Source organism: Lacinutrix sp. MedPE-SW (genome assembly GCF_001874145.1).
Lineage (GTDB): Bacteria > Bacteroidota > Bacteroidia > Flavobacteriales > Flavobacteriaceae > Lacinutrix.
In genome coordinates this window covers 92,637-118,859 of sequence record NZ_MPCX01000009.1, presented here as the reverse complement: position 1 = coordinate 118,859, position 26,223 = coordinate 92,637, and the positions used below count along the sequence as shown (strand labels likewise).

At 32.1% G+C, this 26,223-nt stretch carries 27 protein-coding genes and 1 riboswitch; of the genes, 8 read left to right on the top strand and 19 right to left on the bottom strand.

The window, feature by feature from the left end; genetic code table 11:
• Positions 1-87 precede the first annotated feature (87 nt).
• On the top strand, positions 88-1,782 hold the full coding sequence (gene lysS, locus BM549_RS09925; RefSeq protein WP_290470119.1) for a lysine--tRNA ligase: 1,695 nt from the start codon (positions 88-90) through the stop codon (positions 1,780-1,782).
• A gap of 267 nt (positions 1,783-2,049) precedes the next feature.
• Here the strand turns inward: lysS and BM549_RS09920 are convergent, their stop codons facing one another.
• A complete protein-coding gene (locus tag BM549_RS09920) occupies positions 2,050-3,696 on the bottom strand; it encodes a Zn-dependent hydrolase (RefSeq protein WP_290470118.1) in 1,647 nt (548 codons plus the stop codon).
• A 141-nt stretch (positions 3,697-3,837) separates the two neighbouring features.
• On the opposite strand from BM549_RS09920, the gene BM549_RS09915 reads away from it, so the two are divergent.
• Together BM549_RS09915 and BM549_RS09910 are read left to right on the top strand one after the other, a co-directional pair.
• Positions 3,838-4,317: a hypothetical protein gene (locus BM549_RS09915; RefSeq protein WP_290470117.1), complete on the top strand. Its 480-nt coding sequence runs from the start codon at positions 3,838-3,840 to the stop codon at positions 4,315-4,317.
• A 111-nt stretch (positions 4,318-4,428) separates the two neighbouring features.
• A complete protein-coding gene (locus BM549_RS09910; protein ID WP_290470116.1) occupies positions 4,429-4,833 on the top strand; it encodes a hypothetical protein in 405 nt (134 codons plus the stop codon).
• Between the two features lie 72 nt (positions 4,834-4,905).
• Here BM549_RS09910 and hemL read toward each other — a convergent pair whose 3' ends face one another.
• Genes hemL through BM549_RS09890 form a run of 4 tightly spaced genes read right to left on the bottom strand, consistent with a single transcriptional unit; the run spans position 4,906 to position 8,249 of the window.
• On the bottom strand, positions 4,906-6,186 hold the full coding sequence (hemL, locus tag BM549_RS09905; RefSeq protein WP_290470115.1) for a glutamate-1-semialdehyde 2,1-aminomutase: 1,281 nt from the start codon (positions 6,184-6,186) through the stop codon (positions 4,906-4,908).
• Between the two features lie 6 nt (positions 6,187-6,192).
• Positions 6,193-7,005, bottom strand: a complete 813-nt coding sequence (locus tag BM549_RS09900) for a glucosaminidase domain-containing protein (protein ID WP_290470114.1) — start codon at positions 7,003-7,005, stop codon at positions 6,193-6,195.
• Positions 7,006-7,009: 4 nt separating this feature from the next.
• Entirely contained in the window at positions 7,010-7,921 is a 912-nt protein-coding gene (locus tag BM549_RS09895) for a 1-aminocyclopropane-1-carboxylate deaminase/D-cysteine desulfhydrase (protein ID WP_290470113.1), read from the bottom strand.
• Positions 7,911-8,249: a hypothetical protein gene (locus tag BM549_RS09890; protein ID WP_290470112.1), complete on the bottom strand. Its 339-nt coding sequence runs from the start codon at positions 8,247-8,249 to the stop codon at positions 7,911-7,913. The genes BM549_RS09895 and BM549_RS09890 overlap by 11 nt, the downstream gene beginning before the upstream one ends.
• Before the next feature lie 49 nt (positions 8,250-8,298).
• Here BM549_RS09890 and BM549_RS09885 point away from each other — a divergent pair, with 49 nt between their 5' ends.
• Genes BM549_RS09885 through BM549_RS09875 form a run of 3 tightly spaced genes read left to right on the top strand, consistent with a single transcriptional unit; the run spans position 8,299 to position 11,038 of the window.
• Positions 8,299-8,469 carry a DUF5522 domain-containing protein gene (locus tag BM549_RS09885; protein WP_290470111.1) on the top strand — a complete coding sequence of 57 codons (171 nt, stop codon included), beginning with the start codon at positions 8,299-8,301 and terminating at the stop codon, positions 8,467-8,469.
• A gap of 5 nt (positions 8,470-8,474) precedes the next feature.
• Positions 8,475-10,466, top strand: a complete 1,992-nt coding sequence (locus BM549_RS09880) for a urocanate hydratase (protein WP_290470110.1) — start codon at positions 8,475-8,477, stop codon at positions 10,464-10,466.
• A gap of 20 nt (positions 10,467-10,486) precedes the next feature.
• Positions 10,487-11,038 carry a DUF4136 domain-containing protein gene (locus BM549_RS09875; RefSeq protein WP_290470109.1) on the top strand — a complete coding sequence of 184 codons (552 nt, stop codon included), beginning with the start codon at positions 10,487-10,489 and terminating at the stop codon, positions 11,036-11,038.
• Between the two features lie 41 nt (positions 11,039-11,079).
• On the opposite strand, the gene BM549_RS09870 is transcribed toward BM549_RS09875, so the two are convergent.
• The 12 genes from BM549_RS09870 to BM549_RS09815 form a co-directional block, all read right to left on the bottom strand.
• Positions 11,080-11,406: a thermonuclease family protein gene (locus BM549_RS09870; protein ID WP_290470108.1), complete on the bottom strand. Its 327-nt coding sequence runs from the start codon at positions 11,404-11,406 to the stop codon at positions 11,080-11,082.
• A gap of 85 nt (positions 11,407-11,491) precedes the next feature.
• Complete coding sequence (locus BM549_RS09865; protein WP_290470107.1) at positions 11,492-12,541, bottom strand: HesA/MoeB/ThiF family protein; 1,050 nt, start codon at positions 12,539-12,541, stop codon at positions 11,492-11,494.
• Positions 12,541-13,656 carry a 2-iminoacetate synthase ThiH gene (thiH, locus tag BM549_RS09860; protein ID WP_290470106.1) on the bottom strand — a complete coding sequence of 372 codons (1,116 nt, stop codon included), beginning with the start codon at positions 13,654-13,656 and terminating at the stop codon, positions 12,541-12,543. Before thiH ends, BM549_RS09865 begins: the two co-directional genes overlap by 1 nt.
• 21 nt (positions 13,657-13,677) lie before the next feature.
• Complete coding sequence (locus tag BM549_RS09855) at positions 13,678-14,448, bottom strand: thiazole synthase (protein ID WP_290470105.1); 771 nt, start codon at positions 14,446-14,448, stop codon at positions 13,678-13,680.
• Between the two features lie 9 nt (positions 14,449-14,457).
• Positions 14,458-15,108, bottom strand: a complete 651-nt coding sequence (thiE, locus tag BM549_RS09850) for a thiamine phosphate synthase (protein ID WP_290470104.1) — start codon at positions 15,106-15,108, stop codon at positions 14,458-14,460.
• A gap of 4 nt (positions 15,109-15,112) precedes the next feature.
• The gene (locus tag BM549_RS09845; RefSeq protein WP_290470103.1) at positions 15,113-15,871 is read right to left on the bottom strand and encodes a hydroxymethylpyrimidine/phosphomethylpyrimidine kinase; all 759 of its coding nucleotides are present in this window, start codon (positions 15,869-15,871) and stop codon (positions 15,113-15,115) included.
• Complete coding sequence (locus tag BM549_RS09840; RefSeq protein ID WP_290470102.1) at positions 15,861-16,451, bottom strand: thiamine phosphate synthase; 591 nt, start codon at positions 16,449-16,451, stop codon at positions 15,861-15,863. The genes BM549_RS09845 and BM549_RS09840 overlap by 11 nt, the downstream gene beginning before the upstream one ends.
• 90 nt (positions 16,452-16,541) lie before the next feature.
• The gene (gene thiC / locus BM549_RS09835) at positions 16,542-18,404 is read right to left on the bottom strand and encodes a phosphomethylpyrimidine synthase ThiC (RefSeq protein ID WP_290470101.1); all 1,863 of its coding nucleotides are present in this window, start codon (positions 18,402-18,404) and stop codon (positions 16,542-16,544) included.
• A 30-nt stretch (positions 18,405-18,434) separates the two neighbouring features.
• Entirely contained in the window at positions 18,435-18,638 is a 204-nt protein-coding gene (thiS, locus tag BM549_RS09830) for a sulfur carrier protein ThiS (protein WP_290470100.1), read from the bottom strand.
• 46 nt (positions 18,639-18,684) lie between these two features.
• Positions 18,685-18,779: riboswitch (TPP riboswitch) on the bottom strand.
• A 198-nt stretch (positions 18,780-18,977) separates the two neighbouring features.
• On the bottom strand, positions 18,978-21,071 hold the full coding sequence (locus BM549_RS09825; protein ID WP_290470099.1) for a thiamine pyrophosphate-dependent enzyme: 2,094 nt from the start codon (positions 21,069-21,071) through the stop codon (positions 18,978-18,980).
• 179 nt (positions 21,072-21,250) lie between these two features.
• On the bottom strand, positions 21,251-22,318 hold the full coding sequence (locus BM549_RS09820; RefSeq protein ID WP_290470098.1) for a branched-chain amino acid aminotransferase: 1,068 nt from the start codon (positions 22,316-22,318) through the stop codon (positions 21,251-21,253).
• A gap of 141 nt (positions 22,319-22,459) precedes the next feature.
• Positions 22,460-23,743: a dihydrolipoamide acetyltransferase family protein gene (locus BM549_RS09815; RefSeq protein WP_290470134.1), complete on the bottom strand. Its 1,284-nt coding sequence runs from the start codon at positions 23,741-23,743 to the stop codon at positions 22,460-22,462.
• A gap of 190 nt (positions 23,744-23,933) precedes the next feature.
• On the opposite strand from BM549_RS09815, the gene BM549_RS09810 reads away from it, so the two are divergent.
• Entirely contained in the window at positions 23,934-24,410 is a 477-nt protein-coding gene (locus BM549_RS09810) for an Lrp/AsnC family transcriptional regulator (protein WP_290470097.1), read from the top strand.
• Between the two features lie 26 nt (positions 24,411-24,436).
• Here BM549_RS09810 and BM549_RS09805 read toward each other — a convergent pair whose 3' ends face one another.
• Complete coding sequence (locus tag BM549_RS09805) at positions 24,437-25,033, bottom strand: transferase hexapeptide repeat family protein (RefSeq protein ID WP_290470096.1); 597 nt, start codon at positions 25,031-25,033, stop codon at positions 24,437-24,439.
• A gap of 104 nt (positions 25,034-25,137) precedes the next feature.
• Here BM549_RS09805 and BM549_RS09800 point away from each other — a divergent pair, with 104 nt between their 5' ends.
• Positions 25,138-25,428 carry a hypothetical protein gene (locus BM549_RS09800; protein WP_290470095.1) on the top strand — a complete coding sequence of 97 codons (291 nt, stop codon included), beginning with the start codon at positions 25,138-25,140 and terminating at the stop codon, positions 25,426-25,428.
• Between the two features lie 8 nt (positions 25,429-25,436).
• Here BM549_RS09800 and BM549_RS09795 read toward each other — a convergent pair whose 3' ends face one another.
• The gene (locus BM549_RS09795) at positions 25,437-26,189 is read right to left on the bottom strand and encodes an enoyl-CoA hydratase/isomerase family protein (protein WP_092447800.1); all 753 of its coding nucleotides are present in this window, start codon (positions 26,187-26,189) and stop codon (positions 25,437-25,439) included.
• Positions 26,190-26,223: the final 34 nt, after the last annotated feature.

Genomic DNA, 26,223 nt, shown 5'->3' with positions numbered 1-26,223 from the left:
TATTGATTGATGATTTATTTATAAGACGTAAGCTATTGCGTTTTGTTACAAAGCCATTATCTTTGCAGGCTTAAACACTATTATATTATGTCACAATTATCTGAGCAAGAGCTCGTACGAAGAGAAAAGCTAACCAAGCTACGTAATATGGATATTAATCCATATCCAGCCGATTTATTTCCTGTATCTATAACTACTAAAAAAATTAAACAGGAATTTAAAGAAGGAACACAAGTTGTTATTGCTGGACGCTTAATGTCTCGTCGTATTCAAGGTAATGCTAGTTTTGCAGAGCTTCAAGATAGCGAAGGCCGCATACAAGTTTATTTTAATAGAGACGAAATTTGTGCTGGTGATGATAAAAGTAAATATAACAATGTCTATAAAAAATTGTTAGATATTGGAGATTTTATTGGTATTGAAGGTGAATTATTTACTACTAAAGTTGGAGAAAAAACAGTATTAGTTAAAGATTTTACTTTATTAAGTAAAGCTTTAAAACCATTACCATTACCAAAAGTTGATGCAGATGGTAACCAACATGATGCCTTTGTAGATCCAGAAATGCGTTACAGACAACGTTATGCAGATTTAGCTGTAAATCCACATGTAAAAGAAGTATTTGTTAAGCGTACAAAGTTATTTAACGCTATGAGAAGCTTTTTTAATGATGCTGGATATTTTGAAGTTGAAACTCCTATTTTACAACCTATTCCTGGTGGTGCTGCTGCCAGACCTTTTATAACTCACCATAATAGTTTAGACATACCATTATATATGCGTATTGCTAACGAGTTATACCTAAAACGATTAATTGTTGGTGGTTTTGATGGTGTTTATGAATTTTCTAAAAACTTTAGAAATGAAGGTATGGATAGAACCCATAATCCTGAATTTACAGCAATGGAAATTTATGTAGCTTATAAAGACTACAACTGGATGATGGATTTTTGCGAAAAGCTTTTAGAGCATTGTGCTATTGCTGTAAACGGAACCAGCGAAGCTACATTTGGCGAACATAAAGTAAACTTTAAAGCGCCATACAAGCGTATTACAATGGCAGATTCTATTAAAGAATTTACTGGTTTTGATATTACAGGAAAAACCGAAGATGAAATTAGAACTGCTGCAAAAGATATGGGTATAGCGGTAGATGCTACCATGGGTAAAGGAAAACTTATAGATGAAATTTTTGGTGAAAAATGTGAAGGTAACTATATACAACCTACATTTATTACAGATTACCCAAAAGAAATGAGCCCACTTTGTAAAGAGCATAGAGATAACCCAGAACTTACAGAACGTTTTGAATTAATGGTTTGCGGTAAAGAAATTGCTAATGCATATTCTGAGCTTAACGACCCAATAGACCAACGCGAACGTTTTGAACACCAATTAAAATTAGCTCAAAAAGGAGATGATGAAGCTACAGAATTTATAGATCACGATTTTTTACGTGCATTAGAATATGGTATGCCTCCAACATCTGGAATGGGTATTGGTATGGATAGATTAATTATGTTTTTAACTAACAATCAATCTATACAAGAAGTGTTATTTTTCCCACAAATGAGACCAGAGAAAAAAGCTATACCTATGAGTGATGAAGAAAAAGCAGTTTTCGAAATCTTGAAAAAAAATACTCCTATTGATTTAAATGAATTAAAAAGTCAATCTGGATTAAGTAATAAAAAATGGGACAAAACCATTAAAGGTTTAACTAAACTTGGTGTTGCTAAAGTAAATAAAACTGATGATGGTTTGTTTGTTGAAATAGTTTAAAATATCTTTTTAATAAAAAAAAAGCATACATTTTACATGTATGCTTTTTTTATGTACTTATATAAAATTAAGACGGCAGGTTTTTAATAAAAAACTTACTTAGCATTTTATAATACCAATTTTTTTGAGACAACTTAACTCCTACTTCTCTAGAGTTCTTAATTTTTATAATTAGTTTTATATTTATTAATATAAATATTATAGCAAGAAGCAACACTAAAATTATTAATACTTCATTTGTATTCATCACTTAGTAGTATATAATTTTTATTCTAACCCTAAAACGGCTTTTCCTTGTTCAAATACCACATCAACAGGAATATTTGCATTGCTTAAGCGCTCTAAATCTTTTTGTAATTCATCTTGTATATCGCCATAATTAGCAACAAATTTTGAAACACCATCATAGTCTCCATCACCTTGATAATTTAAAATAACCTCAGAAAGTGTTTGCATTGCAAATTCCATTTTAGAAAAATTAACCTTATAAGTTCCATTTTCGTTTCTTGAAAAAGCTCCCATTTGTTTAAAAAAGTTAAACCTTATCATATTTGCTTTACCGTGTGCACTAGAAGCTCCAAATCTAACAGATCTAAAAATTCCTGCCATAAATGTAACCATATTGTCTTTTAAATCGTTAGTTAATTCTCCTTTACTATGTAATTGTTGCACCATGTAAAGCCCTAAAATATCTGCTTTACCTTCTTCTAAAGCACTAGCATATTCTTTTAAAGATGTTCTTACAGTTCCTTTACCCGTAATTGTATTTTTAATACCTAATCCATGAGCTACTTCATGAAACATTGTATTTTCAAAAAAGGCATCAAATGTAATGTGTTGTCTTTGACTCTCGTCTATTAAAATTTTAGAAATTGGCATTAAAATTTTATCAAACTTTGCTTGCATTGCATTTTTTAATTGCAGCCTTCTTGTTCCTTTTTTTAATTGTACTTCTTCGTCATTAGGTAAATTAATTGCAATCGTTTTGCTTCCTGAGTTACAATCACCAGCATAAAAAACAACATCGTAAGCATTTAAATCACTATCTGTTCCTGGTTGCTCGGTTTTATATTTATCGCCAACAGGTAAACCTTTTTGTAATTCTGGTAAAAAACTGCTAAACTTTTCTAGTTTTTTACTCCATGCTTGATCTTTAATTAAGACATAGCCTTCATGTGCTGCTTTATTTCCATATAATTGATCTTCGTAAGTTTCTATTGGGCCAATAACAATATCTAAAGTATTGTTTTTCATATCCATCCAAGCGAGGTCACTTTGTTGATAATTATCATCTAATAAAGCTTTTGCTCTTAACTCTAAATATTGTTTGAGTCCTGTATCTTCAGCTAACTTTGAAGCTTCTATTAATAAATTTGAAACTTCTTTTACCTCTTCTTGAAACTGTTTGTGGTATGGTATTGTTATTAAATTTCCTTCTGCGTCACGCCTAACAAAATGGTATAAACTAGATTTATTTTTTAAATTGGCATTTTCAAATTCTTCCTTAGTAATGTCTTTAGGATAAAAATTTGCTCCTTTTGGTTTCTCTCCAACACCTTTTACAAAAGGTTTATTATTTGCTAATCTATCCCATGGTCCATAATTTATTTTAACAAATGCTTTGGTATCCTCATCTTCAATACTATTTAAAAGCGCATCACAATCTCCATAAGCTTCAAACCAAAACAAATCGTTCATTTTATTAGCTGCAGAAATTAACAATGGCAGCATTTGTTTTTCTTTAGCAGAAAGTATACTTAAATCTGCTGTTAATTTTACAGTTACATATTTATCTAAATTCCTTTCCATTTCTGTTTTTTGATTGGAATCCTCATTTGTTACTTCCTTTTTTTTGTCGTTTTCACAAGAAAAAATTGTTGTTAAAAACAACAATAAATAGGCGATATTTTTCATCTCAAATAGTTTAGTTATAACTCAAATATAAGCTTTTTAAAAAAACATTTCATTGTTAAAAAACACTTAAAAAGATAAATATCATTAAACCTTTATAAAATTGTAGTGTCCTAATAGTGTTGAATTTAAAAAACATAAACGATGAAGAAAGTAATAATTATTGCAATAGCCTTAGTAACATTTGGTTTAAATGCTCAAGAGAAAAGAGACGATCGCTTAGCGATGAAAAAAGAAAGATTAAGTAAATTAAATGCTGAAGATTTAGCCCAAATACAAACTAAAAAAATGGTTTTGGCTTTAGATTTATCTGATGCGCAGCAAAAAAAAGTAGCTAAACTAAATCTTGATAATGCAAAACGACGTATTGAAGCTCGTAAAGATAGAGAAGCTGCTAAAGAAAAAAATGAAAAACCTTCTCAAGAAGAGCGATTAAAGAGACAAAACGAGATGTTAGACCACAAAATTGCTACTAAAAGAGAAATGAAAAGTATTCTTAATGAAGCTCAATACGAAAAGTGGACTACTATGACTGAAAAAAGGCATAAAATGGGTAAACGTAAAAAAGCTTTAAAACGAAGAAAAGGCCATCGTGCAGAAAAACGTCACAATGATAAAGATTAATTATGTTTATTAGTTAGAAAAAAAGTACAGGTTATCTAATCTGTGCTTTTTTATTTGCTAATTTTATATAAATAGCTTTACTTTGAGTAAATAACTTATAATAAAATAACAATGAAAAAAGTAATTACTTTATGCCTGTTCGCTTTTGCTATGCTAATTGGAACACAAACAATATTTGCGCAAAACAATGTAAAAGTTGATGAAAAGGCTACACTTAAAGCTAAAGAATTACGTTCTCAACTTAAGTTTGATGATGCAACTATGGAGAAAGTATTTTTAGCATACAAAGCATATGAAACTAAAATGATTTCTATAGAAGAATATGTAGACCAAGGAACTCCAGAGTTTAAAAAAGCAACTTACGAAACTACTAAAAACTTACAACAGAATATAAAAAATGCTTTAGGAAACGATCGTTTTCAAAGGTATTTAACTTTAACAAATCAATTAGAATTTGATCAAGAAGAGTTAGTAGCAAAAAAGAGTGCTGCACCTCAAGTAAAACAACAGAGATAATATCTGTATACAAATAAAAAAAAGCGATTCAATAATTATTGAATCGCTTTTTTTTTGTTCAAAGTTTAGCTGCTATTTAAAAACGTTTTCGCAAGCTAAAATTGTTTTATCTAAATCTTCATAGGTTAACGCATCTGTTATAAACCAAGTTTCAAAAGCACTTGGTGCTATATAAATACCATTATTAAGCATACCGTGAAAAAAGTTTTTAAACGTATCATTATTTCCTTTAGCTGCAGTATCAAAATCTATAACTTCGGTTTCACTAAAATGTACAGAAATCATTGAACCTACTCTATTAATAGTATGTGTTATATTTAATTTGTTTAAAACCTTTGCAATACCTTTATGTAGATATTCGGTTTTTTGTGCTAATCTATTAAATACTTCTGTATCTGTATTTAATGTTGTTAACATGGCTAAACCTGCTGCCATTGCTAAAGGATTACCACTTAATGTTCCTGCTTGATAAACAGGACCAAGCGGTGCTAAATAATTCATTATTTCATTTCTTGCCGCAAAAGCTCCAACAGGTAAACCACCACCAATTACTTTACCAAAGCAAACAATATCTGCCTTAATATTATATAATTCTTGTGCGCCACCTTTTGCTAAACGAAAACCAGTCATGACCTCATCAAATATTAGCAAAATATTATTAGCATCGCATAATGTACGTAATCCTTCTAAAAAGCCTTTTTTAGGTGGAATGCATCCCATATTTCCTGCAACTGGTTCTATTATTATACAAGCTATTTCATTTTTATTAGCTTCAATTAATGTTTTAACATTCTCTAAATCGTTGTACTTTGCTAATAAAGTATCTTTTGCTGTTCCTTTTGTAACGCCTGGACTGTTAGGTGAGCCAAAAGTTACAGCTCCACTTCCTGCTTGTATTAAAAATGAATCGCTATGCCCGTGATAACAACCGGCAAATTTTATTATTTTGTCTTTATTAGTAAAACCTCTTGCTAATCTTACAGCGCTCATACAAGCTTCTGTACCAGAATTTACAAAACGAATTTTATCTATATTTGGAACCATAGAAACTGCTAATTCTGCAATTTTTGTTTCTATCTCGGTTGGCATTCCAAACGAGGTTCCTTTTTTAGCTTTTTCAATTACAGCATCTACTACTGGCTCAAAAGCATGACCAAGAATCATTGGTCCCCAAGAATTAATATAATCTATTAATTGGTTTCCATCTTCATCATACAAATATGCGCCTTTTGCTTTTTCTACAAATATTGGTGTTCCACCAACGGCTTTAAAGGCTCTTACTGGAGAGTTTACTCCACCAGGAATCACTTTTTCTGCTTCTAAAAAAAGTGAACTACTTCGTTTATAAATCATAAATTTTTAATCTTTTGGTAAAGGTTTTACATAAAGTATCTGGCCAACAAAAAGTGAATTATTTTCTAACCCATTTAAACTTTTTAATGTTTCTACAGTTAGGTTATATTTTTTGGCCAGTGAATATAGTGTATCACCTGCTACAACAATATGTTTTTCGTTTACACCATTATCTTTCCCTAAAACCTCATTATCAAATCTATATAACTGGTAACGTTCTATTAGACTTATTAATTTTTGAGGGTATTTTCTATCTGTTGCATAACCTGCTTTTCTTAATCCTTTTGCCCAACCTTCATAATCATCTTTTTGAAGGTTAAATAAATCTGAATAACGTTTTCTTTCTTTTAAAAATAAAGAATGATCTCTAAAAGAATATTTTGAATTTTTATATTTTCTAAAACATTCCTGGCTCGCATCATCATCATGATAAATTTTTCCTCCAGTCCAACCAGAGTGACATTTTATACCAAAATGATTATTAGCTTCTGTAGATAAACGTCCTTTTCCAGATCCAGATTCTAATATGCCTTGAGCTAAGGTTATACTTGCAGGAATACCGTAGCTTTTCATTTCATCTTTTGCTATATCACTATAAATGGCAATATACTCTTCGGTTGGCGAATTATATATTTCTGGTGTATCTTCAATTACTACAGGCTTAGGTGCTGGTTCTGGTGTAACTTTAACTTCTTTTCTTTTACGTGGTTTTACAACACGCTCTTTCTTTGTTTTAGATTTACTTGTAACAACTCTTTTTTTAGAGCCACAACTTGCTATAAATAGTGATAAGCACAGTAGTAATATTATTTTTTTCATTAATTTATTTTATTATTGGTAACCCTTTTTGTTTTAGTCTTTCATTCATACCTTGAATGCCTTGTAGACCTCCAGTATGAATTGCTAAAATTTTTGAACCTTCTGGAAAATATTTTTTTTCAATTAAATCTTGGATTCCAAAAAGCATTTTCCCTGTATAAACCGGATCTAACTGTATATTATTAATAGCTTTAAACGTATTAATAAACGTTATTAGCTCTTCATTTATTTTGGCATAACCACCAAAATGATAATTAGTAATTAACTTCCAGTTATCTTGTTTTGCAAATTTACTAATATCTTCTCTTAAAAAATCGCCTTTTAAAGCCGAAAAACCTAAAACTTGCTGATTAGGTTTTGTACTATTTATTATTCCTGCAACTGTTCCTCCTGTTCCTACAGGTGTACACACATAATTAAATTTAAAATCGTCTTGTGTTAAAATCTCTTCACAACCTTTTATAGCTAAAGCGTTAGTGCCTCCTTCTGGAATATTATAAAAATCTCCAAATTCATTTTTTAAATTTTCTATAAAATAAAATTCATTTTTATTTCTAAATTCTAATCTACTAATAAATTTAAAAATCATGCCACAAGATTTTGCATACTTTAAAGTAGCATTACGCTCTAATTTATCTTTAATTTCTTCACCTCTTATTACACCTATTGTTTTAAAACCATACACTTTTCCTGCAGCTGCAACAGCGGCAATATGGTTTGAGTAGGCTCCACCAAATGTGACAACAGTATTTTTATTTTGTTCTTTAGCTTCTTTTAAATTATATTTTAATTTTCTGTATTTGTTTCCAGAAATAATTGGGTGTATAGTGTCTTCACGTTTTAAATGAACTTCTACATTTAAAGCGTTTTTAGTAATTATTTTTTTATTTAATACGTTTTCTAAATCAAATATCATTCTTACAAAAATAATGCGTAAATCTCCAAAACGATCTTGTTTTTAAATAATTTAAATTGGTTTGGTTATAATATGCTTCTCTTTCAAAAGAGATATTTCTATAAGCTTTAAACCAATTTTGGTAAATGCAAAATCTTACAACAAACTCTATTAAGTAAATTAAATAAAACGGTAGTACCAATAGTTCCAGTTGCTGTTTTAAATGTATTTTTTCATGATTAATTAATACAACATCATTTTTAAAGCGTTTACTTCTTAAAAAAACAAACGGATAAATTGTTATTCCTGTATAACCTTTAGGCACTAAATATTTAGAAAATAATATCATGATTTAATGGTTTTAAAAATCACTCCAATTTACATTATCTTTGTGAGAAATGAAGAAATATATTCCATTAGAAGACGGCGATTACTACTTAACACCAGAAGGCTACAGGTGCTTTACAGAGCAATACCATTTAAAAAGAGGCTATTGTTGTGAAAGCGGTTGTAGGCATTGCCCATACGGTTATAATAAAAACACTAATTCCAATAATAAAAAGAGTTAACACTAATGAACTCAACTTTTAAAACACAAATTCTAGAAGGTATTCCAGAGCAATTACCTGCTTTTAAGCCTTACGAAAAAGACATAAACCACGCACCTAAACGAAAAGCTATTCTTACTAAAGAAGAAGAAAAACTTGCACTACGAAATGCGCTTAGGTACTTTGACAAAAAACACCATAAAACATTAATAAAAGAGTTTAAAAACGAATTAGATAATTACGGAAGAATCTATATGTACCGTTTGCGTCCAGATTATAAAATGTACGCCAGACCAATAGAAGAGTATCCTGCAAAATCTAAACAAGCGGCAGCAATCATGTTAATGATTCAAAATAATTTAGATTATGCTGTTGCTCAACATCCTCACGAACTTATTACTTATGGCGGTAATGGTGGTGTATTTTCTAATTGGGCGCAATACAGATTAACAATGAAGTATTTAGCCGAAATGAATGATGAGCAAACATTGGTTATGTATTCTGGACATCCAATGGGCTTATTTCCATCTCACAACAATGCACCAAGAGTAGTTGTTACAAACGGAATGATGATACCTAATTATTCTCAACCAGACGATTGGGAGAAATTTAATGCTTTAGGTGTTACGCAATATGGACAAATGACTGCGGGAAGCTATATGTATATTGGCCCACAAGGTATAGTTCATGGTACAACAATTACTGTTTTAAACGGTTTTAGAAAAATTAAAAAAGAGCCAAAAGGAAATTTATTTGTTACCTCTGGATTAGGTGGTATGTCTGGTGCACAACCTAAAGCAGGAAATATTGCTGGTTGTATTACAGTTTGTGCAGAAGTAAACCCAAAAATAACACAAGTTCGCTTAGATCAAGGTTGGATAAACGAAAAAATAACCAATTTAGATGAATTAGTAACGCGTGTTAATAAAGCGAAAGCTAACAAAGAAACTATATCAATTGCATATTTAGGAAATATTATAGACGTCTGGGAAAAATTTGACGAAGAGAACATACACATAGATTTAGGAAGCGACCAAACATCTCTTCACAATCCTTGGGCTGGTGGTTATTACCCAGTAGGTTTATCTTTTGAAGAAGCAAATGATATGATGGCAAATAATCCTGAAGCCTTTAAAGCCGAAGTTCAAAAAACATTACGTCGTCATGCTAAAGCAATAAATAAACACACTGCAAAAGGCACTTATTTTTTCGATTATGGTAATGCTTTTTTATTAGAAGCGTCTCGTGCTGGTGCAGATATTATGGCAGAAAATGGAGTAGATTTTAAATATCCAAGCTATGTTCAAGATATTATGGGACCAATGTGCTTTGATTATGGTTTTGGTCCTTTTCGTTGGGTTTGTGCTTCAGGTAAACCTGAAGATTTAGCAAAAACTGATGCTATTGCTTGTGCTATTTTAGAAGAAATAAAACAAAACTCTCCAGAAGAAATCCAACAACAAATGGCAGATAACATTCAATGGATAAAAGGAGCTCAAGAAAATAAATTAGTAGTAGGTTCTCAAGCTAGAATACTTTATGCAGATGCCGAAGGTAGAGCAAAAATAGCCGAAGCTTTTAATCAAGCTATTGCAAAAGGAGAAATAGGTACTGTTATTTTAGGCCGTGATCACCATGATGTTTCTGGTACAGATTCTCCATATCGCGAAACCAGTAATATTTATGATGGCTCACGCTTTACAGCAGATATGGCAATACAAAATGTAATAGGAGATAGTTTTCGTGGTGCAACCTGGGTAAGTATTCACAACGGTGGTGGCGTTGGTTGGGGAGAAGTTATTAATGGTGGTTTTGGTATGGTTCTTGATGGTAGTAAAGAAGCATCAACTCGCTTAAAATCAATGTTATTCTGGGATGTAAACAACGGAATTTCAAGACGAAGTTGGGCAAGAAATGAAGGTGCTATTTTTGCCATTAAACGTGCAATGGATAGCGAGCCTAATTTAAAAGTCACATTACCTAATAATGTAGATGATGCTATTATAGACTCGTTATAACTTTATAAAAATTGAAAAAGATGAAATTATTAAAAACTCTACCTATTTTACTACTTCTTGTAGTAGTTAGCTCGTGTACTTCAGTTCGCGTAGCTTCAGATTATGATAAAAATGCAGATTTTGATTCTTACAAAACGTTTGCCTTCTTTAAAACTGGAATTGATAAAGCCGAGATAAGCGACTTAGATAAACGCCGAATTCTTAGAGCTATTGAAGCCGAAATGATTGCTAAAGGGTTTACAAAATCTGAAAATCCAGATTTATTAGTAAGTATTTTTACAAAATCTAGAGAACAAGTTTATGTTTACAATAATGGTTTTGGACCATATGGTTATGGTTGGGGTTGGAGCCCTTGGTATTGGAACAATGGTTTTAATAGGACCTCTGTTAGCACATCTACTCAAGGTTCTTTATATATAGATTTAATAGATGCTTCTAAAAAAGAATTGATTTGGCAAGGTAAAGGTCAAGGTTACCTAACAAACTCTTCTAATATTGATAAAAAAGAAGCTAGAATAAAAGAATTTGTTGCTAAGATTATGACCAAATATCCACCTGAAACAAATAAATAATATTAAAAAAGCGATTCAATATTTACTGAATCGCTTTTTTTTTATGGAAAATAAACTTTAGCATGACCGTTTGCAACTAACCATTGGTTTACATCTACACCATCAATCATTATTGTTGCTAAATATCTGCCATACTTACCTTGCTTATCTTTATAAGTAATTAGTTCTACTTCTTTATCAAGAATCATTTCTCTTAAAATATCTCTAACTTTTTTTCCTTCTTCTTTTTCTTCTCCTCTTAATTCTGGAGTATCAATGCCATAAAGGCGAAGTTTCATTTCTTGCGAATGTAAAAAACCTAAATCTACAACTGCTGTAACCGTATCACCATCGTAAACTCCTATTATTTTAGCGTAATAATTATACATTTTTTATTTTTAAGTGACTAAAAATCAATATACAAAATAATACAATTACAATTCAATATAAATAATCAAACAGTATTTTAATGTTTTACAATCCGTTTTTTAAACTATAAAAATGAGCGCTTTTTAATTCTGTTTTTAATATAGAAATAGCTCTTGCACTTCTTTTACCCGATTTGCAATATACTATTACAGGTAGTGAAGTATCTATTTCCATATACCTAATTGGTATTTCTTTTAGAGGTATGTGTTGACCACCAATATGGTATTCTTCTCTTTCGTTTTGCTCTCTAACATCTAGTAAATTATATCTTGATTTATTTTTATTAAATTCATCTAAGGTAATTTCTTCAGCGTTATTAATGCCACAAAAAAGGTTATAGTCTTTTTCTAAATCAGTAATTTTTATGTTTTCATCTTTTTCAAAACCTAATATTTGTTGACTCATATTTAAAGCATTAAACAATAATAGCTTATTGCTTAAAACCGCTCCTAAACCACAAATGATTTTAATGGTTTCATTGGCTTGAAAACTTCCTATAATTCCAGGCAATACACCTAGAACTCCAATCTCTGAACAATTAGGAGCATCTTCAGGTCTTGGTGGTGTTGGGTATAAACATCTATAGGTTGCGCTACCTAAATAATTAAAAACACTAACTTGACCTTCAAATTTAAAAATAGCGCCATAAACTAATGGTTTATTAGTAATTACTGATGCATCGCTTGTTAAATATCTTGTAGAAAAATTATCGCTTCCGTCAACTATAATATCATAATTATTAAATAACGCAATGGCATTTTCTTGTGTTAACTTTGTATTATAGATATTAAAATTCACAAAAGGATTTAATTTAGATAATCTTTTAGCTGCTGTTTTAGCTTTATACAAACCAACATCGTTAATTGTATATAAAATTTGCCTTTGCAAATTACTTTGATCTATAACATCATGATCTATAATACCAATAGTGCCTACTCCAGCTGCTGTTAAATATTGTAAAACTGGACAACCCAAACCACCAGCTCCAATAACCAAAACCTTTGCTTGTTTTAGTTTTAATTGTCCTGCTTCTCCTATTTTATCTAAAATAAGATGTCTGCTATATTGCTTTTTTTCTTTTTCGCTAAGACTCATTATTTTGTTTCTTCAAAACATTCCCAATCTTTCCAAACCACTTCGTAACCTTGATTTTCAATCATTTCTTTAATGTCTTTAGTTTCGCGTTCATCAGATATTTCAAACTGCTCTAAACTTTCTGGCGCTACAGCATAACCACCAGGATTTGTTTTAGACTCGGCGCTAATAGAAGTTATTCCAAGTTTTATAATATTATTTCTAAAGGTTTCACTTTCGCGGGTAGACATGGAAAGCTCTACATCTTCATCTAGTAAACGGTACGCGCAAATAAGCTGAACTAAATCGGAATCTGTCATTTCTACCTTTGGTTGTACTTCACCTTGATGCGGTCTAAGTCTAGGAAATGATATAGAATACTTGGTTTTCCAGTAGGTTTTTTGCAAATATTTTAAATGTAAAGCGGTGTAAAAACTATCTACACGCCAATCTTCTAAACCAAATAAAGCACCAAGTCCTATTTTATGAACTCCTGCTTTGCCTAAACGATCTGGCGTATCTAATCGATAATTAAAATTAGATTTTTTCCCTTTTGGGTGATGTGTTTTATAAGTCGCTTCATGATAGGTTTCTTGATACACTAAAACAGCATACAAACCAGCCTCAATTAGTTGTTCGTATTCGTTTTGATCTAACGGTTGTACCTCAATACTTATATTAGAAAAATGCTCTCGAATTAAACTTATAGCATGTTTAATATACGAGACACCAACCGTTTTATTTGCTTCGCCCGTTACCAATAAAATATGGTTGTAACCTTTGGCTTTTAAAAATTTTACTTCTTTTAAAATTTCGGCATCATTTAATGTTCTACGTGCAATTTTATTAGTCATACTAAAACCACAATAAGTACAAATGTTTTGACACTCGTTAGACAAATACATAGGCACATACATTTGTATAGTGTTACCAAAACGTTTTTTAGTAATAGCATGACTACGTTGCGCTATATGCTCAATAAAAGGTTTTGCTGCGGGAGATATTAAGGCTTTAAAATCTTCTAAATCTATTTTTTCTTTTTGAAGAACTTCCTTAACATCTTCTGCTGTAAAAGCATAAATTTCTTTTTCTAAAGTATCCCAATTGTATTTATTAAAAGTAGTTTTAAAAGACATGTTTTATGGTGTATTCAATTTCTAGTTTAAAAATGAAGTTAACGGACTACTAGCTTCTGCATGTTTTTTAACCGAAGCTAATTTGGCATTAAATGCCATTCGGCCAGCCTCGACAGCCATTTTAAAAGCAACAGCCATTTGTGTTGGGTTTTTAGAAACAGCAATAGCAGTGTTTACCAAAACAGCATCTGCGCCTAACTCCATTGCAAAAGCTGCATGCGATGGACTGCCAATTCCTGCATCTACAATTACAGGTACATTACTTTGCTCTATAATAATTTCTAAAAAATCTAATGTTTTAATACCTTTATTAGTACCAATTGGTGCGCCTAATGGCATAACACATTGCGTACCTACATCTTCCAAACGTTTGCATAAAACTGGATCTGCATGTATGTATGGCATAACCACGAAACCTTGTTTAACCAATTCTTCTGCTGCTTTTAAAGTCTCGATTGGGTCTGGCAATAAATATTTAGGATCGGGATGAATTTCTAATTTTATCCAATTTGTTTCTAAAGCTTCTCGAGCTAGTTGCGCAGCGAAAACAGCTTCTTTTGCATCTCTAACTCCAGAAGTATTTGGTAGTAAATTTACTTTAGGACGCATGATGCTTTGCAACATTTTATCTTGTTCATTATCTACCTCAACACGTTTTAATGCTACCGTTATCAATTCACTTTCTGAGGCTTTTAATGCTTCAGACATTAAAGCATTAGAACTAAATTTCCCAGTACCAGTAAATAGTCTTGAACTAAACTTTTTATCTGCAATTTTTAATAAATCATTCATATTAAAATTCTACTTTTTATTAAATGTATGGCGCTGTTCTAGTGTAGAAGAGGCATTTAACAACTGGTTAAATGTTCTTATTTTATTAAAGTCCTTTGTAATCTCTCCAGATACTGCAATACCCGAAATTCCTGTTTCTAAAATAGCAGGAACATCTTCTAGTGTAATACCTCCAATGCCTATTATTGGTGTTTTTGTTTCTAGCTTATCTAAAATTACTTTATATCCATCAAGCCCTAAAACTGGACTTAAATTATCTTTGGTTATTGTAAATCTAAAAGGACCTAAACCTATATAATCTACATTTTTAGTTATTAATGTTTCGCATTCTTCTAGCGTATTTGCTGTACCTCCAATAATTTGCCAAGTATATAAATGTTTTCTTGCTATTGTAGGACAAGTATCGGTTTTACCTAAGTGTACACCATCTGCTTTTATAGCTTTTGCAATTTTATAATGATCGTTAATTATTAATCTGGTTTGAAAGTGAGAAGTAATTTCTCTGGCTTCTTCAGCTCGTTTTAAAATCTTTTTTTCCGATATGTTTTTTAAACGTAACTGTACTAATTCTGCTCCAGAAGTACATGCTTTTTGTATGTTGGCTATGTGTTCTTTTGGAGAATCGCCTTGTGATATATAATGGAGTTTAGGTATTATCATATTTTTATTTTTTATACGTGTGTTGTCCTAATAAAGTAGAGTTTGAGCTTAAAAATTGCTCGGTATAATACTTGGCTTCTCTTGCTGCGTCTTCTAAATTATCTTTTATAAAAATATTACTTGCCAATGCTGAAGATAAAACACAACCGCTACCATGTTTCTCTGAAACGTTTTGGGTTGCTGGAGGTAAATTTACAAGTACTATTTTGCTGTAATACAACTCATCCCATCCTTTTTTATCGGTTTTATGTCCGCCTTTTAAATAGATATTTGTTAAATTACTTATGTGCTCGATAGTGTTTTGAATATTTAAATTTGGATATAAAAGCTGTATTTCTTCATAATTTGGAGTAATAATGAAGCATTTTTTAAATACAGAATTTAATATTTCTTGGTTTTCTTTTTCATGAAAATTAAAGCCTGCACTAGCTTTTATAATAGGATCTAAAATGACTTTTATATTTGAGTTTAGTGAATAAAGCTTGTCCAACAAAACAGACAATGTCTGCCAAGATTGAATGATGCCAATTTTAACTACTGAAATTTTAAAGCGTTTAAACAAGATTTCAATTTGAGCTATGATAATGTCAACATCTGTCCAAATACATGCTTTAAAATCTCTATCGTTTTGAATGGTTATAGCAGTACAAACAGATAAGCCATACAAACCATGAGCTTCAAATGTTTTAATATCTGAAGTTAATCCTGCTCCACCTGAAGGATCATGACCTGCAATGGTTAGTATGTATAGATTATTTTTCAAAATGACTCTTTATTGCTTTAAAAACTTCCATAGGTTGATTACTATTCCAAATACCTCCTAAAATACCAACGCCTTTATAACCAAGTTTATCGAATTCGTTTAAGTTACTAGCAGTAACTCCACCCATACCAATTATGATTTTATCGATATGGTTAACATTGAAACCTCGACCTTTATAGCCTTGTTTTGAAATAGATGAAAACACAGGACTTAGTAAATGATAATCGAATTCGAAATAACAATTTTCAAGTTCGTTTGGTTCGTGAAACGACGAGCTTATCGTCTTTCCAAACATGTTTAAGTTTTTAAAATACTGTCCTGGATTATCTATATGATCTTTTCGTTTTTGTTCTTGAAAATGAATACCTTTTAAATTGAATGTATTGATTAATTCATGAAAATAATGCACCACAATTCTATTATGATATTTTTCGTCTATTTGGTTTAAATAATCGCAATGTTGTTTAAAATCTTTATTTGGTTTTCTTAAATGATAATATTGCAAACCTTCTTGAAATAACTGGTTTAGTATTTCAATTTCATTTTTTATATCATTTTCTGGTGCTATTAAGACTATCATTTTGTCAATTAACAATTTATAATTGACAATGAACAATATTTTATAACTTAAGAGTTATTGTTAATTGCACATTGCCAATTGTATTATTTACTAATGATATATTTCTGAGCCTTTTTCTTTAAACTCTTCCGATTTTTCTTCAAAACCTTTTGCTATAACCTCGTTGTTATCTGCTATTTTATTTTCTACAGCAAAATCACGTACTTCTTGAGAGATTTTCATAGAACAGAATTTTGGTCCGCACATAGAACAGAAGTGTGCAATTTTAGCACCTGCTGCCGGTAAGGTTTCATCGTGATATTCGCGAGCTCGTTCTGGATCCAGACCTAAATTAAATTGGTCTTCCCAACGAAACTCAAATCGTGCCATACTTAATGCATTGTCTCTATGTTGTGATCCTGGATGTCCTTTTGCTAAATCGGCAGCATGTGCTGCTAATTTATAGGTAACTACACCAACGCGAACATCTTCTTTATTAGGCAAACCTAAATGTTCTTTTGGTGTTACGTAACATAACATAGCGCAACCGTACCAACCAATCATGGCTGCTCCAATACCCGATGTAATATGATCGTAACCCGGAGCAATATCTGTTGTTAACGGACCTAAAGTGTAAAAAGGTGCTTCGTCGCAAACTTCAATTTGCTTTTCCATGTTTTCTTTAATCATATGCATTGGTACATGACCTGGACCTTCTATAAAACATTGCACTTCGTGTTTACGTGCAATTTGTGTTAATTCACCCAAGGTTTCTAACTCTGCAAATTGTGCTTCATCATTAGCATCTGCTACCGAACCTGGACGTAAACCATCGCCTAATGAAAAGGCTACATCGTAAGATTTTAAGATTTCGCAAATGTCTTCAAAATGCGTGTATAAAAAACTTTCTTTATGGTGCGCTAAACACCATTTTGCCATAATAGAACCACCACGAGAAACAATTCCGGTTACTCGATTTGCTGTCATGGGCACATAACGTAATAACACACCTGCATGAATGGTAAAATAATCTACACCTTGTTCTGCTTGTTCTATTAGCGTATCACGGAAAATCTCCCAAGTTAAATCTTCGGCAACACCGTTTACTTTTTCTAAAGCCTGATAAATTGGTACTGTTCCAACTGGTACTGGTGAGTTGCGTACAATCCACTCGCGTGTTTCGTGAATGTTTTGTCCTGTAGATAAATCCATAATATTATCTGCTCCCCAACGGCAAGCCCAAACTGCTTTTTCTACTTCTTCTTCTATTGATGATGTTGTTGCAGAGTTTCCAATATTGGCATTAATTTTAACCAAGAAATTACGTCCTAAAATCATGGGTTCTGCTTCTGGATGGTTTATGTTTGATGGTATTACTGCACGACCTCTTGCAACTTCGCTACGTACAAATTCTGGTGTGATTTTAGCCGGAATTGAAGCTCCAAAATGTTCTCCTGGATGTTGCTTTCTAATCTCCGTCATTTCGTCAATACGTTGATTTTCACGAATGGCGATGTATTCCATCTCTGGAGTTATAATGCCTTTTTTAGCGTAGTGCAATTGGGTAACGTTTTTTCCTTTTTTTGCACGTTTTGGTTTATGCTTTAAGTTAAATCGCATATGGTCTAAACTTTTATCGTTTAAACGCTCGTTACAATATTTAGAAGTAAAGACGTCTAATTCTTCAACATCACCGCGATCTAAAATCCATTGTTCTCTAATACGTTCAATACCATCATGTACATTAATTTCTTTATTAGGGTCTGTATAAGGTCCTGAAGTATCGTACACCGTAACAGGTTCGTTAGGCGTTTTCTTTTTCGTCATAGAATCGACGGTATCGCTTAAAGCTATTTCACGCATAGCCACTTTAATTTGTGGATGTATTTTACCTTGTACGTAAATCTTTTTAGAATTAGGAAATGGATTTCTGGTAATTTGTCCTTGCTTTGGTGCTGTGTCTTTTTTCTTCATTAGATTTTTGGTTTCCATTTAAAATTAAAATCATCCTCCTTGAGTAGATTTTATAATTAAAATATCATCGTTATTTTGAAGTAATCTTGAAGACCAATCTGCTTTTTTTACTACAGTATTATTTATAGCAATAGCAATACCATTTGTTTCAATTTTTAATTGTTCAACAAATGTTTGTAAGGTTACATTTTCTAAAATGTGGTGGTCTTTTTGGTTTACTTTTATAGCAATCATATTTATAAAATATTATTGTAAACCAGAATGGTAGTATATCGATATATTATCGAACATAACTTTTTCCTACGTTGGTATTAACCAAATCAGGTTCTAAGGATGTTTCTCAAACTAATTTAATAGCTACTCCTAAAGTTTACACCTCAAATATAGAAGATTATTTATTACTTTAAAACGCTTTTTAAGTAATTTTTCTGCTCTTTTTTTTAATTAAGATTTTATATACCATAAAATCAAAACAAAAATATAAAGCAAATAAAAGGGATTAATAATTGTGTGTACAATTACTAATCCCTAGTTTATTTATAATTAAAAATATGTTTTTAAACAGACATAAAATTAATAATTAATTAGCTGTTCAATTTTAGCTTTCACCTTATCTGTTGAAGGAATCATGGTTTGCTCTAAAGTTGAGTTTAGAGGAATTGCCGGCATGTTTTCACTACCAATTGTCATTACTGGTGCATCTAAATATTTAAAACATTCTTCTTGAATTTTTCCAGATAACGCTCTTGCAAAACTATTATTTGAAGGCTCTTCAGTCACCACTAAACACTTTCCTGTTTTTTTAACCGATTTCATGATTGTGTCTTCATCTAAAGGAAATAAGGTACGTAAATCAATAACTTCTATTTGGTCTTGCATGCCTAATTCTTCTGATGCATTCATTGCCCAATGTACGCCCATTCCATAAGTAACAATAGTCAACGTTTCTACATTTTCTTGTTTCCAGATTTCTTGTAAAACCCAAGCTTTTCCAAATGGTAAAACATAATCTTCACTTGGCTCAACAGATGTTGCTCCTTGTGTTCCTGGTACTTTAGACCAATACAAACCTTTGTGTTCTAAAATAACCACTGGATTTGGATCATAGTAAGCCGCTTTCATTAAACCTTTTAAATCGGCACCATTACTTGGATAGGCAATTTTTATACCTCTAATATTTGTTATTACAGATTCTACTGAAGATGAATGATAAGGTCCACCACTACCATAAGCTCCAATTGGTACACGAAGTATCATGCTAACTGGCCATTTACCGTTAGATAAATAACAACTTCTACTTACTTCTGTAAATAACTGATTTAATCCTGGCCAAATATAATCGGCAAACTGAACCTCAACAATTGGTTTTAATCCAACTGCGCTCATACCAACGGTTGAACCTACAATAAAAGCTTCTTGTATTGGTGTATTAAATACGCGGTCGTCTCCAAATTTTTGAGCTAATGTTGCTGCTTCTCTAAAAACTCCACCCAATCTGCCACCAACATCTTGACCGTATAGCAAGCATTCTTTATGCTTTTTCATTAATTCTTCTACTGCGAATAACGCACAATCTACCATTACCACTTTATCTGCACCTTCTGGTGAACGTGTTCCTTGCTCTTCAGTAATTGGTGTTGGTACAAAATCGTTTGTAAATAAATCTTCAGGTTTTGGGTCTTCGGTTTTTAAGGCTTTTTCAAAATCTGATTGTACTTTCGCTTTCGCGGAATTTTCTACCTCTTCAACTTCTTGTTCTGAAAATCCTGCATCTAATAATTGTTGTTTTATTACTGGATATGGATCACGAGAACGCGCCTCGTCTAAATCGTCTCGATACCATTCCATTCTTACACCAGACGTATGATGATTTAACAATGGTACTTTTGCATGTACTAAAAATGGTCTGCGTTCTGTACGAATAGTTTCTATTACTTTTTCTAGCGCTTGGTAACTTTCTGTAAAGTTAGCACCATCTATTGAAATGGCTTCTAAGCCTTTAAAACCTTGAGCATATTCAAAAGCATTTTGCGCTCTTGTTTCTGCTGCATTGGCACTAATATCCCAACCGTTATCTTGTACTAAATATAAAATTGGCATTTGCTTTAAAGCTGCCATTTGGAAGGCTTCGGCTATTTCACCTTCGGTTACAGAGGCATCGCCTAAAGAACAAACGGTTATTGGATTTAGAGCGTTCTCGACTGTGCTCGAACTGACAGGATCCGATTCTAAACTATAATCATCCAATCCTTGTAGTTCTTTATACTTCATTCCCATAGCCACACCTGTTGCTGGTATGGTTTGCATACCTGTTGCTGAGGATTGATGTGGTATTTTTGGCTTATCGTCATCCTTTAAACTTGGATGCGAATAGTACGTTCTTCCGCCAGAAAATGGATCGTCTTTTTTTGCTAATAATTGCAACATTAAATCGTAAGGTTCTAAACCAAATGATAATAACATGGCATCATCTCTATAATATGGAAACGCATAATCTTGTGGTAATAACTGCATACCTAAAGCTATTTGGATAGCTTCGTGACCTCTTGATGTAGCGTGTACGTATTTAGAGACTTGCTTAAAATTAGCTTCGTATAATTCTGCCATTGCTTTTGCTGTGCAGAGTTTTGAAAATCCTTTTTTTAGTGTTTCTTTTTTCATATTCATGCCTGCGAAAGCAGGTATCTATTTTGTTATAATCTCAAAATCAATCTTTTTTATTAGTATAAAAGATTTTTTTGTTAACGTTAGTTTGCGTTAGCGATTGATGTGGCATCCTTTTTTGCCATTAAAAGCAAAAAAGATATAACGGAAAGCGCGACCCTTGTGGTAACGCCCAAAATATTTTAAGCTAACTGATTTTCTACTTTTAGCATCCAACCAAATTTATCTTCTATTTTACCAGTTTTAATGGCGTTTAAAGTATTGTTAACGTCTAAACCTACTGGACTTTCGTTGGATACGTGTATAACCTCATCGCCTACTCCAATGTCTTGAATGTAAGCAATACCAACGGCTGTTCCTGTACCAAAAGCTTCTTCTAATGTTTTATTTTTTGCCGCTTCTTGAATCTCGTCTATAGTTATTTTACGCTCTGTAACCTGGTAACCTTTATCTCTTAAAATATCGATTACACTCATGCGCGTGATTCCGTCTAATATAGAACCGTCTCGATTTGGTGTGATGAATTTTCCGTCGATTTTAAAGAAAATATTCATGGTTCCAACTTCTTGAATGTATTTGTGCTCGATAGCATCTAACCACAATACTTGATCGAATCCTTTTGCTTTTGCTAATTCTGTTGGACGAATGGCTGCGGCGTAGTTTCCGGCTGCTTTTGCTTCTCCTGTTCCACCATTTACGGCACGTATATAATGTTTTTCGGCCCACAACCTAATGCGCTTACTAAAAAATGGTCCTGCCGGCGATGCCATGATTATAAACTTATAATGTGTTGCTGCACGCATACCTATAAAGGCTTCGTCTGCGTACATAAATGGTCTTAAATAAAGTGCGCTACCATCGGTTGGTGGAATCCAATTACGCTCTAAATCTACTAATTTTGTTAAGCCTTCTACAAACAAATCTGTTGGGAAATGTGGCATTCCCATACGGTCTGCACTGGTATTTAATCGTGCTGCATTTTTATCTGCTCTAAATAACATTGGGTTTCCATCTGCATCTACTGTTGCTTTCATACCTTCGAAAATGGCTTGACCGTAGTGCAATGCCATGGCTGCTGGATGCGTAGGAATCATTCCCATTGGTTCTATTCTTGGATTTTCCCAAACACCGTTGTTATAATCACAAATAAACATGTGATCTGTAAAGGTTGTACCTAAAGGAATATTGTTAAAGTCTATGCCTTTAACTTTAGATTCGGTTACTGTGGTTATTGAAATGTTATGTTTCATAATTTTATGCCCACACGAAAGTGGGTATCTCATTAATTAAACTTTATTTTTTATTGTGGATTCCGTATCAAATATGGAATGACAATACTATTTATATTAATATACTCTCTCTTTTACTAAGAGATTGCTACGTCGCAGGAATTAAATGTCTCTATTGATATCAAATTGCTCGAAATAATCGGCTACACGTCTTACGAAGCTTCCACCAAGGAAACCATCTACAACACGATGATCGAATGATAATGATAGATACATCATGCTACGTATTGCGATTTCGTCTCCGTTTTCGGTTTCGATAACTTCTGGTCGTTTTTTAATAATTCCTAAGGCAAGAATTGCAACTTCTGGTTGATTTATTATTGGTGTTCCCATGACGCTACCAAAAGTTCCAACATTTGATATTGTGAACGTACTGCCTTTTATATCGTCTCCTGCTAATTTATTTTCTCTTGCTTTTCCTGCCAGTTCATTAACATTGCTAGCAATGGTTTTTAAATCTTTTGTGTCTGCATTTTTTACTACAGGTACTATTAAGTTTCCGCTTGGTAATGCGGTTGCCATACCAATATTGATGTCTTCTTTTACTATAATGTTATTACCATCTACCGAAGCGTTAATGTTTGGAAAATCTTTTACTGCTTTTGCTACCGCTTCTACAAACAATGGTGTAAAGGTTAAACGCTCACCATACTTTTCTTGAAACGCCACTTTATTAGCATTTCGCCAATTTACCATATTGGTTAAATCTGCCTCAACATAAGCTGTAACATGCGGTGATGTGTGTTTTGAATACACCATATGATCTGCAATCATTTGACGCATTCTGTCCATTTCAATCACTTTTCCTTTGCCTTTATCGAATTGCAATTGTGGAATGCGATATGCTGTTGGATCTTTTTCGGCTACTGGTTGTGCAAATTTGTATGGTCTGCCTTCTTCTATATATTGAAACACATCACTTTTGCGCAATCTGCCTTCATGACCTGTTGCTGGTATTCTGGCTAATTCTTCAAAACTAATATGATGTTCTTTAGCAATTTCGAGTACTAATGGTGAAAAGAATGTATTTGAATTTGATGTTGAAAATGAAGTTGAAGCTGATGCTTGCTGAACTGGTTTTGGTCTTTTTGGTGTCTTTTGTTTCTTTTGAGACGTCTCGACAGTGTTTGACGAGACCTTTGTTTTATTAGAAGATTTTACCTCTTCTGAAACCTCTAACACAGCAATTACTTCTCCAACAGGAACAACATCTTTTGCTTGAAATAAGGTTTTAACCAATATTCCAGATGCTGGCGCAGGTACTTCGTTATCTACTTTATCTGTAGCTACTTCAAGAATAATATCTCCTTCATCAAAACTATCTCCTTCAGAAATTAACCAATTGATGATGGTTCCTTCTGTTATACTTTCGCCCATTTTGGGCATTTTTAATTCAAAATTCTTCAAGTTAAATATCTTTTTATTTCAAGAAATAAAGATAATAAATAATAGAATCTGCAATTGTTAAAAACTTTAAAATAAATTTTAAAAAGAATTTTATTCTTAATTATATAAAAATAAAAGAATAATTTACTTTTACATCTAAATATAATCGTCTTTAAAATATTATTTCCTTATGTTAAATACTCTTGATAAAATAGACACTCAAATTTTAAATATTCTACAAGCGAATAGTAATAGAACAACAAAAAGCATTGCTAAGGAATTAGGAATGACTACATCACCAATTTTTGAGCGTATTAAAAAATTAGAAAAAGAAGGTTATATTAAAAAATATGTTGCCGTTTTAGACAAAAAGAAAATAGGACTAAAACTTACAGTTTTTATTGGCATCACTTTGCAAGGACATACCAGAAGTTATTTAGAGAAATTTGTAAACGAAATAAACAATTTTCCTGAAGTGGTAGAGTGCCACAGAGTTAGCGGTAATTTTGATTATCTTTTAAAACTTGTTGTTGAAGATATTGAAGCTTACGAGACTTTTATTATTTCGAAATTAACATTATTACCTTATTTAGGAAACGTACAAAGTTTAATTACGCTTTCTACAGGAAAAGAAACTAATGTAATAGATTTGAGTGCCGTTTTATAATTTAAATCAACATACAACATTCTATATTATTTTTTAAAAGTTTCTCTAAGCGTTTTATAAACGTCTTCTTGCATTTTCATATTTTCTGGCACTTCTCTTAAAGGCTCAACTTCTTGTAATGTCTCATGACAATCTGCTGGTAATTGTTGGTACAACGCTGTTCCTTTTGTTTTCCATGCAATCATTTCATCGCTTACTTGCTTTACTATTTTTGCAGGATTACCTACAACTAAACTACGTTTAGGTATCATAGTTTCAGCTTTTACAAATGCCATAGCCCCAACAATACTTTCATCACCAATTTCGGCATCATCCATAATTACAGTGTTCATTCCAATTAGACAATTTCTACCCAAATTGGCTCCATGAATTATGGCTCCATGACCAACATGAGCACTTTCTTTTAATGTAATAGATTTACCTGGAAACATATGCACTGTACAGTTTTCTTGTACGTTTACTCCATCTTCTAAAATGATTTGTCCCCAATCTCCACGAATAGCTGCTCCTGGACCAATGTAACAGTTTTTGCCTATAATAACGTTTCCTGTTACTGCAGCCAAAGGATGTACAAAACTTGACTCGTGAACAACTGGTGTGTAACCTTTAAACCTATAAACCATAACAATACTTAATTTTTTAAAAAATGTTAAATACTTATAAAAATGACAATAAAATGTAAGGTTTTGTATATTTAAACTTACTATTCCTTAACAAAATTTAATTTATGAATTACCCAACATCATCTTTTACTATACAAAAAGAAGACATACCTCAAATAAAATTTTCTAAAACAGAAACTTTACTAAGTTCAAAAAAGAGAAAACTTAGATCTCATTATTTAGAGCGCGCCTCTCAATTAGGTAACTTATTAAAAACTAAAGTAAAAATTTACTTTAAGGACAGTACCAATAAATTAATAAGCGTAAATACTACTATTTGGGCTGTAACGTCTAACTTTGTTGTTTTAAAACAAGGCATCACTATACCTAAACACAGTATTATTTACATTGAATAATTAAAAGTTTATTTAAATCCTTTAAGTTTTTCTTTAGTAAATTCTGAAAGTACAAGTTTTCCACTAGTTGCAGCACGTTCTGCCAACAAATCATCCCAATGATCTGTACCTTGCCAAAACACTTTTTTCATTTCTTGCATGGCATCTGGGTTATAAGTACATAAATGTTCTGCTGTTGCTTTAACTGCCTCATCTAGTTCTTCATTACTTTCAAATACGTGTGTGAATAATCCTTTTTGTTTTGCCCATTCTGCAGGATAAAAACTATTAGCATCTATTGCGATTTGAGACATACCGCTTAAACCAATTTTACGCTCTATTGCTGGTCCAACAACAAATGGTCCAATTCCAATATTTAGTTCGCTTAATTTTATTGCTGCATATTTTGAAGCCATACAATAATCGGTTGAAGCTGCTAATCCTACACCACCACCAACAGTTTTACCTTGTATGCGACCAATTATAAATTTTGGACATTTACGCATGGCGTTAATCACATTAGCAAAGCCTGAAAAGAAAATTTTTCCTGTTGCTGCATCATTAATATTAATTAATTCTTTAAAACTTGCTCCAGCACAAAATGTTCTGTCTTTTCCACTTTTAAGCACAATAACTTTTATTGCATCGTTTGTTCCTGCATCGGTTATCGTTTGTGCTAATTCAGCCAGAATATTACCTGGCAAAGAATTGTGAGCAGGATGAAAAAATTCTATGTATCCTACTTGGTTTTTGACTTCTAACTTAACATAAGGTTCACTCATATTTTTATTTTTTATTGTCATTGCGAGGACGAAG

Bases quoted from the DNA above. Each gene is read 5' to 3' on its own strand.
- BM549_RS09865 (WP_290470107.1), bottom strand. From the start codon at position 12,541: ATGAGTCTTAGCGAAAAAGAAAAAAAGCAATATAGCAGACATCTTATT.
- thiH (WP_290470106.1), bottom strand. From the start codon at position 13,656: ATGTCTTTTAAAACTACTTTTAATAAATACAATTGGGATACTTTAGAA.
- BM549_RS09855 (WP_290470105.1), bottom strand. From the start codon at position 14,448: ATGAATGATTTATTAAAAATTGCAGATAAAAAGTTTAGTTCAAGACTA.
- BM549_RS09915 (WP_290470117.1), top strand. From the start codon at position 3,838: ATGAAGAAAGTAATAATTATTGCAATAGCCTTAGTAACATTTGGTTTA.
- BM549_RS09900 (WP_290470114.1), bottom strand. From the start codon at position 7,005: ATGAAAAAAATAATATTACTACTGTGCTTATCACTATTTATAGCAAGT.
- BM549_RS09880 (WP_290470110.1), top strand. From the start codon at position 8,475: ATGAACTCAACTTTTAAAACACAAATTCTAGAAGGTATTCCAGAGCAA.
- BM549_RS09825 (WP_290470099.1), bottom strand. From the start codon at position 21,071: ATGAATATGAAAAAAGAAACACTAAAAAAAGGATTTTCAAAACTCTGC.
- thiS (WP_290470100.1), bottom strand. From the start codon at position 18,638: ATGATTGCTATAAAAGTAAACCAAAAAGACCACCACATTTTAGAAAAT.
- BM549_RS09895 (WP_290470113.1), bottom strand. From the start codon at position 7,921: ATGATATTTGATTTAGAAAACGTATTAAATAAAAAAATAATTACTAAA.
- BM549_RS09890 (WP_290470112.1), bottom strand. From the start codon at position 8,249: ATGATATTATTTTCTAAATATTTAGTGCCTAAAGGTTATACAGGAATA.
- thiE (WP_290470104.1), bottom strand. From the start codon at position 15,108: ATGATAATACCTAAACTCCATTATATATCACAAGGCGATTCTCCAAAA.
- BM549_RS09800 (WP_290470095.1), top strand. From the start codon at position 25,138: ATGAATTACCCAACATCATCTTTTACTATACAAAAAGAAGACATACCT.
- BM549_RS09820 (WP_290470098.1), bottom strand. From the start codon at position 22,318: ATGAAACATAACATTTCAATAACCACAGTAACCGAATCTAAAGTTAAA.
- thiC (WP_290470101.1), bottom strand. From the start codon at position 18,404: ATGAAGAAAAAAGACACAGCACCAAAGCAAGGACAAATTACCAGAAAT.
- BM549_RS09885 (WP_290470111.1), top strand. From the start codon at position 8,299: ATGAAGAAATATATTCCATTAGAAGACGGCGATTACTACTTAACACCA.
- BM549_RS09815 (WP_290470134.1), bottom strand. From the start codon at position 23,743: ATGCCCAAAATGGGCGAAAGTATAACAGAAGGAACCATCATCAATTGG.
- BM549_RS09875 (WP_290470109.1), top strand. From the start codon at position 10,487: ATGAAATTATTAAAAACTCTACCTATTTTACTACTTCTTGTAGTAGTT.
- BM549_RS09795 (WP_092447800.1), bottom strand. From the start codon at position 26,189: ATGAGTGAACCTTATGTTAAGTTAGAAGTCAAAAACCAAGTAGGATAC.
- lysS (WP_290470119.1), top strand. From the start codon at position 88: ATGTCACAATTATCTGAGCAAGAGCTCGTACGAAGAGAAAAGCTAACC.
- BM549_RS09910 (WP_290470116.1), top strand. From the start codon at position 4,429: ATGAAAAAAGTAATTACTTTATGCCTGTTCGCTTTTGCTATGCTAATT.
- BM549_RS09840 (WP_290470102.1), bottom strand. From the start codon at position 16,451: ATGATAGTCTTAATAGCACCAGAAAATGATATAAAAAATGAAATTGAA.
- hemL (WP_290470115.1), bottom strand. From the start codon at position 6,186: ATGATTTATAAACGAAGTAGTTCACTTTTTTTAGAAGCAGAAAAAGTG.
- BM549_RS09810 (WP_290470097.1), top strand. From the start codon at position 23,934: ATGTTAAATACTCTTGATAAAATAGACACTCAAATTTTAAATATTCTA.
- BM549_RS09805 (WP_290470096.1), bottom strand. From the start codon at position 25,033: ATGGTTTATAGGTTTAAAGGTTACACACCAGTTGTTCACGAGTCAAGT.
- BM549_RS09870 (WP_290470108.1), bottom strand. From the start codon at position 11,406: ATGTATAATTATTACGCTAAAATAATAGGAGTTTACGATGGTGATACG.
- BM549_RS09920 (WP_290470118.1), bottom strand. From the start codon at position 3,696: ATGAAAAATATCGCCTATTTATTGTTGTTTTTAACAACAATTTTTTCT.